This is a genomic window from Roseicella frigidaeris (assembly GCF_003258945.1).
Taxonomy (GTDB): Bacteria; Pseudomonadota; Alphaproteobacteria; order Acetobacterales; family Acetobacteraceae; genus Paracraurococcus; species Paracraurococcus frigidaeris.
Window position 1 is genome coordinate 68,427 of the sequence record NZ_QLIX01000008.1, and the last position, 15,156, is coordinate 83,582.

Annotated in this window: 15 protein-coding genes; 9 read left to right on the top strand and 6 right to left on the bottom strand. The window is 71.4% G+C overall.

Annotated elements, in window-relative coordinates:
* Nucleotides 1-205: 205 nt before the first annotated feature.
* From DOO78_RS12845 to aroQ, 5 genes are all read right to left on the bottom strand, one after another.
* On the bottom strand, nucleotides 206-979 hold the full coding sequence (locus DOO78_RS12845; protein WP_111470191.1) for a site-specific DNA-methyltransferase: 774 nt from the start codon (nucleotides 977-979) through the stop codon (nucleotides 206-208).
* Nucleotides 976-1,653, bottom strand: a complete 678-nt coding sequence (gene aat / locus DOO78_RS12850; RefSeq protein ID WP_111470192.1) for a leucyl/phenylalanyl-tRNA--protein transferase — start codon at nucleotides 1,651-1,653, stop codon at nucleotides 976-978. Before aat ends, DOO78_RS12845 begins: the two co-directional genes overlap by 4 nt.
* Nucleotides 1,654-1,824: 171 nt before the next feature.
* Nucleotides 1,825-3,180, bottom strand: coding sequence for an acetyl-CoA carboxylase biotin carboxylase subunit (gene accC, locus DOO78_RS12855; protein WP_111470193.1), 1,356 nt, complete (start codon nucleotides 3,178-3,180; stop codon nucleotides 1,825-1,827).
* Between the two features lie 37 nt (nucleotides 3,181-3,217).
* The gene (gene accB / locus DOO78_RS12860) at nucleotides 3,218-3,706 is read right to left on the bottom strand and encodes an acetyl-CoA carboxylase biotin carboxyl carrier protein (RefSeq protein WP_111470194.1); all 489 of its coding nucleotides are present in this window, start codon (nucleotides 3,704-3,706) and stop codon (nucleotides 3,218-3,220) included.
* Nucleotides 3,703-4,170: a type II 3-dehydroquinate dehydratase gene (gene aroQ / locus DOO78_RS12865; protein ID WP_111470195.1), complete on the bottom strand. Its 468-nt coding sequence runs from the start codon at nucleotides 4,168-4,170 to the stop codon at nucleotides 3,703-3,705. The genes accB and aroQ overlap by 4 nt, the downstream gene beginning before the upstream one ends.
* Before the next feature lie 125 nt (nucleotides 4,171-4,295).
* Here aroQ and thiS point away from each other — a divergent pair, with 125 nt between their 5' ends.
* The 4 genes from thiS (at nucleotide 4,296) to DOO78_RS12885 (ending at nucleotide 7,741) form a co-directional block, all read left to right on the top strand.
* Nucleotides 4,296-4,508, top strand: a complete 213-nt coding sequence (gene thiS / locus DOO78_RS28640) for a sulfur carrier protein ThiS (RefSeq protein WP_243634529.1) — start codon at nucleotides 4,296-4,298, stop codon at nucleotides 4,506-4,508.
* A gap of 2 nt (nucleotides 4,509-4,510) precedes the next feature.
* The gene (locus DOO78_RS12875; RefSeq protein ID WP_111470196.1) at nucleotides 4,511-5,320 is read left to right on the top strand and encodes a thiazole synthase; all 810 of its coding nucleotides are present in this window, start codon (nucleotides 4,511-4,513) and stop codon (nucleotides 5,318-5,320) included.
* Nucleotides 5,321-5,907: 587 nt separating this feature from the next.
* Nucleotides 5,908-7,038, top strand: coding sequence for a type III PLP-dependent enzyme (locus DOO78_RS12880; protein WP_111470197.1), 1,131 nt, complete (start codon nucleotides 5,908-5,910; stop codon nucleotides 7,036-7,038).
* 235 nt (nucleotides 7,039-7,273) lie between these two features.
* Complete coding sequence (locus tag DOO78_RS12885) at nucleotides 7,274-7,741, top strand: Lrp/AsnC family transcriptional regulator (protein ID WP_111470198.1); 468 nt, start codon at nucleotides 7,274-7,276, stop codon at nucleotides 7,739-7,741.
* A 7-nt stretch (nucleotides 7,742-7,748) separates the two neighbouring features.
* Here the strand turns inward: DOO78_RS12885 and DOO78_RS12890 are convergent, their stop codons facing one another.
* Nucleotides 7,749-9,347 carry an ABC transporter substrate-binding protein gene (locus DOO78_RS12890; RefSeq protein ID WP_111470199.1) on the bottom strand — a complete coding sequence of 533 codons (1,599 nt, stop codon included), beginning with the start codon at nucleotides 9,345-9,347 and terminating at the stop codon, nucleotides 7,749-7,751.
* Between the two features lie 302 nt (nucleotides 9,348-9,649).
* On the opposite strand from DOO78_RS12890, the gene DOO78_RS12895 reads away from it, so the two are divergent.
* From DOO78_RS12895 to DOO78_RS12915, 5 genes are read left to right on the top strand one after another with little or no spacing between them, the layout of a single operon-like run.
* Nucleotides 9,650-11,242 carry an ABC transporter substrate-binding protein gene (locus DOO78_RS12895; protein WP_111470200.1) on the top strand — a complete coding sequence of 531 codons (1,593 nt, stop codon included), beginning with the start codon at nucleotides 9,650-9,652 and terminating at the stop codon, nucleotides 11,240-11,242.
* Nucleotides 11,239-12,213 (top strand): ABC transporter permease, encoded by a 975-nt coding sequence (locus tag DOO78_RS12900; protein WP_111470201.1) that lies wholly within the window; start codon nucleotides 11,239-11,241, stop codon nucleotides 12,211-12,213. The genes DOO78_RS12895 and DOO78_RS12900 overlap by 4 nt, the downstream gene beginning before the upstream one ends.
* Nucleotides 12,210-13,139, top strand: coding sequence for an ABC transporter permease (locus tag DOO78_RS12905; protein ID WP_111470202.1), 930 nt, complete (start codon nucleotides 12,210-12,212; stop codon nucleotides 13,137-13,139). Before DOO78_RS12900 ends, DOO78_RS12905 begins: the two co-directional genes overlap by 4 nt.
* Complete coding sequence (locus tag DOO78_RS12910; RefSeq protein ID WP_111470203.1) at nucleotides 13,136-14,116, top strand: ABC transporter ATP-binding protein; 981 nt, start codon at nucleotides 13,136-13,138, stop codon at nucleotides 14,114-14,116. The genes DOO78_RS12905 and DOO78_RS12910 overlap by 4 nt, the downstream gene beginning before the upstream one ends.
* Entirely contained in the window at nucleotides 14,113-15,153 is a 1,041-nt protein-coding gene (locus DOO78_RS12915) for an ABC transporter ATP-binding protein (RefSeq protein WP_111470204.1), read from the top strand. The genes DOO78_RS12910 and DOO78_RS12915 overlap by 4 nt, the downstream gene beginning before the upstream one ends.
* Nucleotides 15,154-15,156 lie beyond the last annotated feature (3 nt).

Consider the following 15,156-nt stretch of genomic DNA (forward strand, 5'->3'; position numbering starts at 1 on the left):
GCCGGCCGTTCCGCCCGCCTCATACCAACGGCCGTTGCTGGCGACCCATCAGCGGCCCCCATTGGGCAGTCCCTTTGGCGCCGGGCGCGAACCTCCGGTTTTTGCCTGGGCCTTCGCGGCGTCGCGCCATTTGGCGCGCCTGACGGCGCGACCCGCGGCGCCCGTTCGGGCGCTCGGCATGAAGGAATCCTGCATGCCGTTCGTATCAGCCCGCCCGGGGCGGCACCGGGCCGCGGCTGCGATAGCGGGCGACCTCCTGCCCGGCCGGCACCTTCTGGAAGACCAGGAAATAGCTGTGGTTCTTCCGGGCATGCACCTGCCGCAGCAGCCGGGCGATGCCCGGCCGGTTGGGCCGCATCAGCACGAAGAGGTCGCGGGCATAGAAGCCGAGCGCGGCGAGGCCGGTGACGATCTGCACATGCGTCAGCTCCTGCCGGTTGGCACTGACCTCGTCCTGGCATTTGACGATGAGGATGCCGTGGTCGCGCAGCACCCGCCGGGCCTCGCGCGCCGCGTCCAGGTAGAGGTCGAGCACCGCCTGGTGCCAGCGCCCGCCGCCCGGCCCCGCGCGCCCGCCGCCGGCATCGTAGTAGCGGCGGAGCGCGGCATGGCTGCCGAGGCCGCCACGGGTCTCGGGCTTCGGCCGCAGCAGGCCCTCCATATAGGGCGGGTCGAGCACCAGCGCGTCCAGGCTGGCATCGGCATGCGGCAGGGCGCGGCAATCGGTGCCGGTGGCGAGGTCGCTGGCCAGCAGCCGGTAGCGGCCCGGCGGCACCTCGCGCCAGAAGACGCCCTGGCCGAAGGTGACATCGGCGACCAGCGACCCGGCCGGCACATGCAGGGCGAGGATCTGCGGGAACAGCGCGGCATTGCCGCCGGCATGGGCGGAGAGCACCACATCGGCCGTCGCCAGGCCGCCCTGCACGCGCCGCTTCCGCGGCGCCGGCGGCGCCGCGGGCGCATCCCCGGCCTCGCTCACGCGCCGTCCTGGCTCCCGGCCCGCAAGCTGCGGATGGCCGTCTCGAGCGCCGCCGGGTCGGGCGCGGCCTGCCAGGTCGCCACGGCGTTCACCGCATGCGCGAGGCGGCGCTTGTACTCGGCGCGCGGGATCTCATGCGCGCCGAACTGGGCCAGGTGCTCGGTGAGGAACTGGCTGTCGAGCAGGGTGAAGCCGCCGAGGCGCAGCCGCGCCACCAGATGCACCAGCGCCACCTTCGAGGCGTCGCGGGCGCGGCTGAACATGCTCTCGCCGAAGAAGGCGCCGCCCAGCACCACGCCGTAGAGGCCGCCGACCAGCGCATCCTCCTGCCAGACCTCGACCGAGTGCGCATGGCCCTGCCGGTGCAGGGAGAGGAAGAGGAATTCGATCTCCGGGTTGATCCAAGTGTCCTCGCGCCCCGGGGCCGGGGCGGCGCAGCCGGCGATGGCGGCGGCGAAATCCGCATCCGCCGTCACCCGGTAGGGGCCGGAGAGCACGGTGCGCAGCAGCCGCCGCGGCATGTGGAAGCCGGCATCGAGCGGGATGACGCCCCGCCGCTCCGGATCGAGCCAGTAGAGCCGGTCGCCGCGCCGGCTCTCCGCCATGGGAAAGAGCCCGGCGCGATAGGCGCGCAGCATCAGGTCCGGGGTGATGTCGATCTGCCGGCGGCTCATGCGGCGCCTGCCCCCGTCCCGGTGCCGGGCGGCGCGGGCGGGCTTGGCGCGGGAGGGCGGTCCCGCCGCGGGGCCGGACGATGGCTCGGCATGCGGCAAGTATAGCCAGCAGCATCCCGGCACGCCACGGCGAGCGTCGGGGCGGCGGCAACCGGCCCCGGCGCGCCCCGTTCAGCCGCCGGCGTTGCGGCGGGCGACGAATTGCTCCAGCCAGTGGATCGTGTAGTCCCCGGCCTGGAATTCCGGGTCCTCCATGATCGCCAGGTGCAGCGGCAGGGTGGTCTCGATGCCGTCCACCACCATCTCGGCCAGGCTACGCCGCAGCCGGGCGATCGCCTCGGCGCGGGTCGCGCCATGCACCACCAGCTTGGCGATCAGGCTGTCGTAATGCGGCGGCACCGCGTAGCCGGAATAGAGCGCGCTGTCGACGCGCACGCCGAGCCCGCCCGGGGCGTGATAGGTGGTGACGCGGCCGGGGGAGGGGAGGAAGGTGTCCGGGTTCTCGGCGGTGATCCGGCACTCGATGGCATGGCCCTGGAAGCGGATCTCCGACTGGCCGTAGCCGAGGCGCTCGCCGGCGGCGACGCGGAGCTGCTCCTTCACCAGGTCGATGCCGCAGACCATCTCGGTCACCGGATGCTCGACCTGCAGCCGGGTGTTCATCTCGATGAAGGCGAACTGCCCGTCCTGCCAGAGGAATTCCAGGGTGCCGGCATTGCGGTAGCCGAGCTGCTGCAGCGCCCGCGTGACCTGCGCGCCGAGCGCATTGCGCTGCGCCGCGTCGAGCACCGGCGATCCCGCCTCCTCGACCAGCTTCTGGTGGCGCCGCTGCAGCGAGCAGTCGCGCTCGCCGAAATGCACGACATGCCCATGCGTGTCGGCCAGCACCTGCAACTCGATATGCCGCGGCCGGTCGAGATACTTCTCGAGATAGACGGCATCGTCGCCGAAGGCGGCCTTGGCCTCGGTGCGGGCGACGCGCCAGGCCTCCTCGAGCTCGGACTCGTCGCGTGCCACCTTCATCCCGCGGCCGCCGCCGCCGGCGGCCGCCTTGATCAGCACCGGGTACTTCACCTCCGCCGCCACCTGCCGCGCCTCCTCGAGCGAGGCGAGGGCGCCGGGGCTGCCCGGGACCAGCGGCACGCCGAGGCGGCGCATCGCGTCCTTGGCGGCGATCTTGTCGCCCATCATCCGGATGTGCTCCGGACGCGGGCCGATGAAGACGAAGCCGTGCGCCTCCACCATCTCGGCGAAATTGGCGTTCTCCGAGAGGAAGCCATAGCCGGGATGGATCGCGTCCGCGCCGGTGATCGCCGCCGCCGAGAGGATGGCGGCGACGTTCAGGTAGCTCTCCCGCGCCGGCGGCGGGCCGATGCAGACGCTCTCATCGGCCAGGCGCACATGCATCGCCGCGGCATCGGCGGTGGAGTGCACCGCGACGGTGCGGATGCCCATCTCCTGGCAGGCGCGGTGGATCCGCAGCGCGATCTCGCCGCGGTTCGCGATCAGCACCTTTCCGATCTTCATGCAGCCCTCATGCGGCGCATCCGCCCGCCGGACGGCATCATTCGACGATCATCAGCGGCTCGCCATATTCCACGGGCGTGCCGGTCTCGATCAGGATGCGCGTCACGGTGCCGGCGCGCGGCGCCTTGATCTGGTTGAAGGTCTTCATCGCCTCGACGAGGAGCAGGGTCTGGCCCTGCGTCACCCGGCTCCCGAGCGCGACGAAGGGGGGCTGCCCCGGCTCCGGCGCCAGATAGGCGACGCCAACCATGGGCGAGGCGACCAGCCCCGGATGCTTGGCGAGGTCGATGCTCTCCTCGGCCGCCGGCGCCGGGGAGGCCATGGCAGCGGGCGCCGCCGGGGCGGGCGCGGCCTGCGGCAGGCCGGCGGGCCAGGCCATCTGCATCGCCGGCGCCGGCGGCAGGGTGCGCGCCACCCGGATCCGGCTGTCCTTCTCGACCAGCTCGATCTCCGTCAGGTCGGTGTCCTTGAGGATCTGCGCCAGGGCGCGGATCGCCTCGGGATCGAACTGGATGCCATTGCTCATTCGTCGTCGTCCGGGTCCTCGGCGTCCTCGACCAGCCCCGCCATGGCCTGCAGCGCCAGGGCGTAGCCCCGGATGCCGAGGCCGGCGATGACGCCGGTTGCCGCCTTCGACACATAGCTGTGGTGCCGGAATTCCTCCCGGCGATGGATGTTGGTGATGTGCACCTCGATCACCGGCAGGCCGACGGCCAGCAGGGCGTCGAGGAGGGCGATGGAGGTGGTGGTGTAGCCCGCCGGGTTGATGACGATCCCCGCCGCCCGGCCGCGGCATTCCTGGACCCAGGTGATCAGCTCGCCCTCGCCATTGGTCTGGCGGAAATCGATCGCCAGCCCCAGCCCCTCGGCCGTCTCGGCGCAGAGGGCCTCGACGTCGTCGAGGGTCGCATGGCCGTATTTCTCCGGCTCGCGCGTGCCGAGCATGTTCAGGTTCGGGCCGTTCAGGACGGCAATGAGCGGCGGGTTCACGGCAGGGTGTCCTGTCGGGGAGGAGAGCGGGGCTAGCACGGGGGGTTTTCGCGCCGCAAGCGGCGGGATGCCCGGAGCGCCCCGCCGCCTTGTCGGCGGGCCCCGGCTTCGCCATCTTCGTGCCCATGGAGGATAGGATTTCCATCATGGTGAATGGCGAGCCGCGGGAGATCCCCGGCCCCGCCACGGTGGCCGACCTGCTGGCGCGGATCGGCCTCGACACGCGCAAGGTGGCGGTCGAGCGCAACCTCGAGATCGTGCCCCGCTCCACCTATGCCGCGACGGCCCTGACCGCCGGCGACCGGCTGGAGATCGTGCATTTCATCGGCGGAGGCTGAACATGGATGGCATCCCGACGGGGACGGCGGCCCAGGACGACGCCTGGGAGGTGGCCGGCCTGCGCTTCCGCTCCCGGTTGATCGTCGGCACCGGTCGCTACAAGGACCTGGAGGAGACGGGCCGGGCCATCGAGGCCTCGGGCGCCGAGATCGTCACCGTCGCGGTGCGGCGGGTCAATCTCGGCGATCCGAAGGCGCCGATGCTGCAGGATTACGTCGACCCCAAGCGCTACACCTACCTGCCCAACACCGCCGGCTGCTTCACCGCCCAGGATGCGGTGCGCACCCTGCGCCTGGCGCGGGAGGCCGGCGGCTGGAACCTGGTGAAGCTCGAGGTGCTCGGGCCGCCGCCCTTCCTCTACCCGGACATGCGCGCGACCTTCGAGGCTCTGGAGGCGCTGCTGCGGGATGGGTTCCAGGTGATGGTCTATTGCTCGGACGACCCGATCGCCGCCAAGCGTCTCGAGGAGATGGGGGCGGTCGCGGTCATGCCGCTCGGCGCGCCGATCGGCTCCGGCCTCGGCATCCAGAACCCGGTCATGATCCGGGCGATCATCGAGAACGCCAAGGTGCCGGTGCTGGTCGATGCCGGCGTCGGCACCGCGAGCGACGCCGCCTTCGCCATGGAGCTCGGCTGCGACGCGGTGCTGATGAACAGCGCCATTGCCCATGCCCGGGACCCGGTGCGCATGGCCCGGGCGATGAAGGCGGCGGTGGAGGCCGGGCGGCATGCCTTCCTGGCCGGGCGGATGCCGCGGCAATACGCCGCCGATCCCTCGAGCCCGTTGCAGAGCGGGCTGATCACCCGCTGAGGAGCGGCGCGGCCGCGGCGCCGCGCCTCCCTGCCCAGCTGTCGCAATCCATATCCTGGCTTGCCTTCCCCACCCCGGCGGGATCTCCCGCCGGGGAGGCGGAGGCGTTCCGGCGCCGCCGCTCCGGCCGGCGCCGTTGCCGCTGCCGAATCGGCGCTTCGCCCTGGCCGGTGAATTCCCGGCCGCAAGGGCCTCCCGCAGGGCTTTCAGCCTGAGGGCAAGCGCCGCCCCGGGGGAGATTCCGGCCGGCAGCGATGGTTCCTGGAAAAATATCCGGCTGGCGGCGCTTTTTCGCTTTGCAGCCCTGGGGGCGACGCTTATATGCGGCGCCAGACGCAGTACGCACGTGCCTCTGGCCCCAGGCCCACGGAATCCCGGCGCTCCTCCACAACGGCGCCCGCTTAGGGATCACCGCGGCGCAAGGTTTACGCAACGACGTCAAGCGTTCTGGCAACCCCATCCGGCCCATCCCGCCAGGGACGCAAGCCGGGTGGCTCCTTTGGTCGCTGGTTCGTTCGACCGTTTCGTCAACTTGGGGCCGCGCAACCCTTTCCGGGGCGGTCCTGTCCGTTTTTGGAGGGTGAGGCATGACCCCGAAGGTCGCCCGCTATCTGCGCGACGTCGCGCCCGCTACCCCATGCCTCGTCCTCGACGTGGATCGCGTCGAGGAAAACTATCGCCGGTTGATGGCGGCGATGCCCCTGGCCCGCGTCTACTATGCCGTGAAGGCCAATCCGGCGGTGCCGGTGCTGACGCGCCTGGTCGGGCTCGGCTCCTCCTTCGATGCCGCCAGCCTCGAGGAGGTCGAGGCCTGCCTCGCCGCCGGGGCGCGGCCGGAGGCGATCTCCTTCGGCAACACGGTGAAGAAGGAGAGCGCCATCCGCGCCGCCTATGCGGCCGGCGTGCGCATGTTCGCCTTCGATTCCGAGCCGGAGCTGCTGAAGCTCGCCCGCAGCGCCCCGGGCGCGCGCGTCTATTGCCGCATCCTGGTTGGCAATGACGGGGCGGAATGGCCGCTCAGCCGCAAATTCGGCTGCGAGGTCGAGATGGCCAAGGCGCTGATGGTGCAGGCCGGGCGGCTCGGCCTCGACCCCTACGGCATCTCCTTCCATGTCGGCAGCCAGCAGACCCGCACCGCGGCCTATGAGGCGGCGATCGCCCGCGTCGGCATGCTCTTCACCGATCTGCGCGAGGCGGGCGTGAATCTCCGCATGGTCAATCTCGGCGGCGGCTACCCGGTGCGCTACCGCTCCGAGGTGCCCGCGATCGACGCGATCGGCGACGCCATCATGGGCGCCATGGCGCGCGCCTTCGGCAATGCGCTGCCGGAGCTGGTGATCGAGCCGGGCCGCTTCATCGTCGGCGATGCCGGCATCGTCTCGGCCGAGGTGGTGCTGGTCTCCCGCAAGGCCGAGGACGATCCGGTGCGCTGGGTCTATCTCGATATCGGCCGCTTCGGCGGCCTGGCCGAGACCGAGGGCGAGGCGATCAAATACGCCTTCCGCACGCCGCATGACGGCGATGCGGACGGGCCGGTGACCATCGCCGGGCCGACCTGCGACAGCACCGACACGCTCTACGAGAAGTCGAACTACCGGCTGCCGCTGGCGCTCGAGAGCGGCGACCGGATCGAGCTGCTTTCGACCGGCGCCTATGTCACCACTTATGCGAGCCAGGCCTTCAACGGCTTCCGCCCGCTGACCGAGCATTACGTCTGATACGGGGCGCAGGCCGGTTTCACCGTCCTGCCCCTCAAGCGCCGGGCGCGAGGCTCCGGTTTGCTTGGCGGCGCGGCACAAGCCGCGGCGCCCATTCGGGCGCCCGGCCCTGCGGGCCGCAGGTCGGCGCTTCCTGCGCCCGGGATGAGCGATGGCCAGGGCAGGCGGGGTCCTGCCCCGCCGGGACCAAAATCCTTCCGTTCACAAGCCGTGCCGGGACGATTAAGCTCCCGTCATGGATGAGATCGACCGGAACCTGACCGTCGCCCTGCAGCTCGATGGCAGTGCCGGGCTGGCCGAGCTCGCCAAGGTCGCCGGGCTTTCGGTCTCGGCCACGGCCGAGCGGGTGAAGCGGCTCGAGGAACGGGGGGTGATCCGCGGCTGGCGGGCCGATCTCGATCCCGCCCAGGTCGGCTGCCCGCTGCTCGCCCATGTCCTCGCCGCCGTGGCGCCGGGGCGAGAGGATGCCAGCTTCCGCAAGGCCGTCCGGCGGCAGGAGGCGGTGCTGGAATGCCATGCCGTGACCGGCAGCTGGACCTACCTGCTGAAGCTGCGCCTGCCCGACCTCGCCGCGCTCGACCAGTTCCTGAACGAGGAGCTGCGCCTGCTGCCCGGCGTGCAGCGGGTGGAGACGCTGCTCACCATCGCCACGGTGAAGGAGAGCTCGATCCTGCCCGTGGCCCCGGCCGACCCGGAGGAATGAGGGCACGTCACTTCGCCGGGCGCGTCGCCATCGCCAGGGTGCGTTCGTCCATCCGCGCATCGTAGGCGAGGCCCTTCCGCAGCGCCCAGCTGTTCACCAGCTGGAAGAGCGGGATGATGGCGACGTCGTCCATCGCCATCTTCACCGCCTGCCGCAGCAGGCCCTCGCGGGTTGTGTCGTCGATGGTCGCGGCGGCGCGCGCCGTCAGCGCATCCAGCTCGGGATTGGCATAGCGGCCGGAATTGCTCGCCCCCAGCCGCGTCTCGCGGTTGAAGGTGCCGAGGATGTTGACCAGCGCATAGCTCGCCTCGCCGGTGACGCTGCCCCAGCCGGCCAGGCGGAGGGCGTAGTCCTGCCGGTTGGAGCGCAGCGAGAAGCTGGCCCAGGGCACCGCCTCGACCTCGGTGCGCAGGCCGATGCGGGTGAACATCTGCGCCACCGCCTGGGCGGCCTTGGCATCGTTCGGATAGCGGTCGTTCGGGCTGTGCAGGGTGAGGCGGAATCCCTGCGGGAAGCCGGCCTCGGCCAGCAGCCGCTTCGCGCCCTCGGGGTCGTAGGCGGGCGGCTTCACCTCGGGATTGTAACCGAAGGTGCCCTCGGGCAGCCATTGCCCGCTCGGCTGCGCCGTCCCCTCCATCACCCGCGCGGCCAGCGCCTCGCGGTTGATCGCCATGGACAGGGCGCGGCGGATGCGCAGGTCGTTGAAGGGATTCGCCGGCAGCGGCTTGCCCTCGTTGTCGCTGACGAAGGGCACCTCGCCCTGCCGCGAGCGGTCGGGCGCCAGGTAGATCAGCCGCAGCCCCTGGATCTCGGAGACCGTGACCCGGCTCTCCCGCTTCAGCCGGCCGAGATCGGTGGAGGGGACCTGGTCGATCAGGTCGACATCGCCGGCGAGCAGCGCCGCGGTGCGGGCGCCGTCATTGCCGATGAAGCGGTAATTCACCCGCGCCCAGGGTTCCGGGCCGCGGAAATAGGCCTCGTTGCGCGCGAGTTCGCTGCGGTCGCCCGGGCGGTAGGCCAGCAGGCGATAGGGGCCGGTGCCGATCGCCGCCTTGCCGCTGTTGAAATCCTCGGTCGAGGCGCCCTCGGCGGCATGCCGGGCGATGACGGCGACCGAGGCGAGCTCCGTCGGCAGCAGCGGATGCGGCCGCGCGGTGTGGAAGCGGAGCGTCAGCGGGTCGACCACCTCGACCCGCTCGATGGCGCGGACGAAGCCGCCGAAGCCGCCCGGGCTGCCGGGCACGTTCGGCGCGCGGGCGATGGTGAAGGCGACGTCGTCGGCGGTGAAGGCGCGGCCGTCATGCCATGTGATGCCGGGCCGCAGCCGGAACTCCCAGACCGTGTCGGAGAGCACGCGCCAGCTCTCGGCCAGCCCCGGATAGGGCTGCGCCTTCGCATCGCGCTCGACCAGCCGGTCGAAGAGATGCATCGACAGGCTGTTGTTCGGCGAGGCGTTGTAGAAATGCGGATCGACCGAGGTGACCGCGCCGCCGATGCCGATGTTCAGCACCACCTCTGGCTGCGCGGCGGCGGGGGCGGCGGCCCCGAGCAGGGCGGCGCCGAGCAAGGCGGCCACGGCAAGGGGCAGGGCGGATCGGCGGTGCATGCGGGGTCTCCTCGGCTGCTCCGAGCCTAGGGTGTGATCGCCGGAGGTGGAATCAGCGAAGGCGTGTGGTTTCAGGGCATCTGCACCCGATCGGGTGAGTCCAGCTGATCGGGATCTGCTCCAGCGGCGCCCCATCCCCGGGCCGGCAACGGCCCCTGGCGGCGGATCGGGCAAGCGCTGGCGCGAAACCGGGCAGGCCTGTCCAGGGCGAGGCCGGGCCCGGACCGGCCACCCCGGTCCTGCGCCTTTCGGCGGCAGAGGCACGCTGCTAGCATCCCCGCTGCGGGCTTCCGGGAGGCGACATGGTCGGGTGGTTTCGCGCGGCGCTGTGCGGCGCCATCCTGGCATGCGGGTTGACGCCCGCCACGCCATGTCGGGCCCAGACCCTGACGATCGCGGTCGGGGCGCCGGTCACCTCCATCGATCCGCATTACCACCAGCTCTCGCCCAACACCGCCGTGGCGCAGATGATCTTCAGCGGCCTGACCGCGACGGACGGGCATGCCCGCCTCGTCCCGGAGCTGGCGGAGGGCTGGCGCCCGGTGGATGCGACGACCTGGGAGTTCAGGCTCCGTCCGGGCGTGCGCTTCCACAACGGCAGCGCCTTCACCGCCGAGGATGTCGCCTTCACCTTCCAGCGCGTGCCGAACGTGCCGAACTCGCCCTCCTCCTACGCCATCTACACCCGGCCGATCCGCGAGGTGCAGGTCGTCGACCCCCTGACCCTGCGGCTGACGACGGCATCGCCCTATCCGCTGATGCCGACCGACCTCGCCAGCGTCATGATCCTCGACGCCGAGACGCATGCGCAGGCGACGACGGAAGGCTTCAATGCCGGGCCGATGGCGATCGGCACCGGCCCCTTCCGCATGGCGAGCCACCGCAACGGCGACCGCATCGCCTTCGAGCGCAACGACGACTATTTCGGCGCGCGCCCGGCCTGGCAGCGCGTCACCTACCGCATGATCACCAACGACGCGGCGCGCACCGCGGCGCTGCTCGCCGGCGATGTCGAGGTCATCGACCAGGTGCCGACCAGCGACCTGGCGAAGCTGCGCGGCGATGCCCGCCTCGCGCTGTCGGAGATCACCGGCCTGCGCCTGATCTACCTCGCCCTCGACCATGCGCGGCGCGAGGCCACGCCCTTCGCCACCGATGGCGAGGGCAGGCCGCTGCCGCGCAACCCGCTGCAGGATCCGCGGGTGCGGCGCGCGCTGTCGATGGCGATCGACCGCGGCGCCATCGTCGAGCGGGTGATGGAGGGCGCGGTGATCCCGGCCGGGCAATTCCTGCCCGAGGGCAGCTTCTCCCATGTGCCGGACCTGGCGCCGACCCCCTACGACCCCGAGGGCGCGAAGCGGCTGCTGGCCGAGGCCGGCTTCCCGCAGGGCTTCCGCCTCACCCTGCACGGGCCGAACGACCGCTATCCGAACGACGCCCGCATCATCCAGGCGATCGGCCAGATGTGGACGCGGGCCGGGCTGCGCACCGCGGTCGAGGCGCAGCCCTGGACCAGCTTCGTCGCCCGGGCCGGGCGGCAGGAATTCTCGGTCTTCCTGCAGGGCTGGGGCAGCAGCTCCGGCGAGGGGTCCAACCCGCTCCGCAACCTGGTTGCGACGCCCGACCGCGAGAAGGGCTATGGCGCCTCCAACCGCGGCCGCTATTCGAACCCCGAGCTCGACCGGCTGCTCGCCGCGGCGATGCAGGAGCTCGACGACGCGAAGCGCGAGGCGCTGCTGCAGCAGGCGACGCGCCTGGCCTTCGAGGATGTCGGCATCCTGCCGCTGCACATCCAGAAGAACAGCTGGGCCATGCGCAAGGGCCTGGCGCATGACGCGCGGGCGGATGAGCTGACGCGGGCGCAGGACATCCGCCCGGCCGGTGCGGCGCGATGACGGTCTTCCTGCTGCGCCGGCTGCTGCAGGCCGCCGCGGTGGTGCTGGTCATGTCGCTGCTGGTCTTCCTCGGCGTCTATGCCATCGGCGATCCGGTCGAGATCCTGATCAGCCCCGAGGCCGACCAGATCGAGCGCGAGCGGGCGATCCGGGCGCTCGGCCTCGACCTGCCGCTCTGGCAGCAATACCTCGTCTTCCTCGGCCGGGCCCTGCAGGGCGATCTCGGCCGCAGCTTCGTCTTCAACGAGCCGGCGCTGCAGCTCATCCTGCAGCGCATGCCGGCGACGCTGGAACTGGCCGTCGGGGCGACGCTGGTCGCGCTGGTGATCGGCCTGCCGCTCGGCCTCTATGCCGGGCTCAGGCCGCACGCGCCGGTCGCCAAGGGCATCCTCGCCGGCAGCATCCTCGGCTTCTCGCTGCCCACCTTCTGGGTCGGGCTGATGCTCATCATGGTCTTCGCGGTGCAGCTCGGCTGGCTGCCGAGCACCGGGCGGGGCGAGACGGTGACCGTGCTCGGCATGCGCTGGAGCTTCCTGACGCGCGACGGGCTGGCGCATATGGTCATGCCGGCGCTCAACCTCAGCCTGTTCAAGACCAGCCTCGTCATCCGCCTCACCCGCGCCGGGGTGCGGGAGACGATGCTGATGGACTACGTGAAATTCGCCCGCGCCAAGGGGCTCTCGCCGGCCCGCATCACCTTCGTGCACGTCTTCAAGAACATCCTCATCCCGGTCGTGACGGTGGTGGGGCTGGAATTCGGCGGCACCATCGCCTTCTCGGTGGTGACCGAGAGCGTCTTCGCCTGGCCCGGCATGGGCAAGCTCATCATCGACAGCATCAACGTGCTGGATCGGCCGGTGATGGTCGCCTACCTCATGATCATCGTGCTGATGTTCATCACCATCAACCTCGTGGTCGACATCACCTATTCGCTGCTCGATCCCCGGGTCCGGCTGGAGGGCAAGTCATGAGCAGCGCCACGGCCGGCACGCCGGCCACGAGCCCGCCGCAGGCCGCGGCGGTCGAGACGCCGTTCCGGCGCTTCGTCGCCGAGTTCGCCGAGAGCCGCCTCGCGCTCTTCGGCCTCGGCCTCTTCCTGCTCATCGCCGCCGCCGCCCTCCTCGCGCCCTGGATCGCGCCGCAGGATCCCTACGACCTCGCCCAGCTCGACATCATGGATGGGCGGCTCGAGCCCGGCTCGCCGAGCGGCGACGGCCGCATGACCTATTGGCTCGGCACCGACGACCAGGGCCGGGACATGCTCTCGGGCATCCTCTACGGGCTGCGCATCTCGCTCGGCGTCGGCGCCGGCTCGGCGATCCTCGCCTGCCTCGTCGGCGCCTCGCTCGGCATGCTCGCCGCCTATGCTGGCGGCCGCACCGACGGCCTGATCATGCGGCTGGTCGACCTGCAGCTCTCCTTCCCCGCCATCCTCGCGGCGCTGATGATCCTCGCCTTCCTCGGCAAGGGCGTCCTCAACGTCGTCATCGCCCTCGTCGTCGTCGAATGGGCCTATTACGCCCGCACCGTCCGCGGCACCGCGCTGGTCGAGCGGCGGCGGGAGTACATCGAGGCGGCGCAATGCCTGGCGCTGCCGACGCGGCGCATCATCTTCCGCCACCTGCTGCCCAACTGCCTGCCGCCGCTGATCGTCGTCGGCACCATGCAGGTGGCGCGCGCCATCGCGCTGGAGGCGACGCTCTCCTTCCTCGGCCTCGGCGTGCCGATCACCGAGCCCTCGCTCGGCCTGCTCATCGCCAATGGCTACGAGTACATGCTGAGCGGGAAATACTGGATCAGCTTCTATCCCGGCATCGCGCTGCTGGTGACCATCGTCGCCATCAACCTCGTCGGCGACCAGCTCCGCGACGTGCTGAACCCGAGGCTGAAGAAGTGAGCCCGCCGACCCTGCAGGTGCGGAACCTCAGGACGCATTTCTTCACCCGCGCCGGCGTGGTCCGGGCGGTGGACGACGTCTCCTTCACCGTCGGTCGCGGCCGGGTGCTGGGGCTGGTGGGGGAGAGCGGCTCGGGCAAGTCGGTCACCGGCTTCTCCATCCTCGGCCTGGTCGATCCGCCCGGCCGGATCGTCGGCGGCCAGGTGCTGTTCCAGGGCCAGGACCTCGCCACCCTGTCGGAGGAGGCGATGCGGCGGCTGCGCGGCAACCGCATCGCCATGATCTTCCAGGACCCGATGATGACGCTGAACCCGGTGCTCCGCATCGACACCCAGATGATCGAGACGGTGCTGGCGCATGCGAAGGTCAGCCGGGAGGAGGCGCGGCAGCGGGCGCGGGACGCGCTCGGCCAGGTCGGCATCCCGAGCCCGGAGGAGCGGCTGCGCGCCTATCCGCACCAATTCTCGGGCGGCATGCGCCAGCGCGTCGCCATCGCCATCGCCCTGCTGCACAAGCCCGACCTGATCGTGGCGGACGAGCCGACCACCGCCCTCGACGTGACGATCCAGGGGCAGATCCTGGCCGAGGCGCAGAAGCTCTGCGCCGAGAGCGGCACGGCGCTGATCTGGATCACCCATGATCTCTCGGTGGTCGCCGGCCTCGCCGACGACATCGCGGTGATGTATGCCGGCAAGGTGGTGGAGCAGGGGCCGGTCGCCGAGGTGCTGGACGCGCCGCTGCACCCCTACACGGTCGGGCTGATCGGCAGCGTCCCCAGCCGCAACCGCCGCGGCGAGCCGCTGCGGCAGATCCCCGGCATGACGCCCTCGCTGCTGAACCTGCCCGCGGGCTGCGCCTTCCGCGCCCGCTGCCCGCGCGCCGAGGCGCGCTGCGCCGAGCCGCCGCCCTTCGCCGAGTACCGGCCCGGCCGCTTCGCCCGCTGCATCCATCCGCATGGGGAGGCGATCGCGGCATGAGCGAGGCCGTCGCGCCGCCCCGTCCCGCCGCGCAGGTGGCGCCGCCGATCATCGAGCTGCGCGGCGTCTCCCGGCGCTTCGCCAGCAGCCTCGATTTCGCCGGCAGGCTGGCCAGGCGGCTCGGCCTCAGGGTGCGGGAGGAGGTCGTCCATGCGGTGGACGGCGTCGATCTCCGCATCCACAAGGGCGAGGTGGTGGGGCTGGTCGGCGAGAGCGGCTGCGGCAAGTCGACCCTCGGCCGCATGGCCGCCGGCATCCTGCCGCCGAGCGCGGGCAGCGTGCACTGGCATGGCCGCGACCTCGGCAGCCTCTCGGGGCGGGAGGCGCGACAGGCCAAGCTGCGCACGCAGATGATCTTCCAGGACCCCTATGCCTCGCTGAACCCGCGGCTGAAGGTGGCCGAGATCGTCGGCGAGGCGCCGCATTACCACGGGCTGGTCGGGCGCGCCGGGCTCGAGGCCTATGTCGACGAGCAGCTCCGCCGCGCCGGCCTCGACCCGGCGCTGAAGCGGCGCTACCCGCACCAGTTCTCCGGCGGCCAGCGCCAGCGCATCGGCATCGCCCGGGCGCTCGCCGTGCAGCCGGACTTCCTGATCTGCGACGAGGCGGTGGCGGCGCTCGACGTCTCGATCCAGGCGCAGATCCTCAACCTCTTCATGAAGCTCCGGCGCGAGCTCGACCTGACCTACCTGTTCATCAGCCACGATCTCGGCGTGGTCGAGCATCTCTCCGACCGGGTGGTGATCATGTATCTCGGCCGGGTGGTCGAGGAGGCGCCGACCGAGGCGGTCTTCCGCCGGCCCAACCACCCCTATACCCGCGCCCTGCTGGCCGAGGTGCCGCGGATCGAGGCCCGCAAGCGCGCCTTCTCCGGCGTCAAGGGCGAGATTCCCTCGCCGCTGACCCCGCCGCCCGGTTGCCATTTCCATCCGCGCTGCCCGCATGCCTTCGCGCGCTGCCAGGTGGAACGGCCGGCCCTGCAGGAGGTGGCGCCCGGCCACCGCGCCGCCTGCCATCTCAATGACGGCCCGGGATAGCCG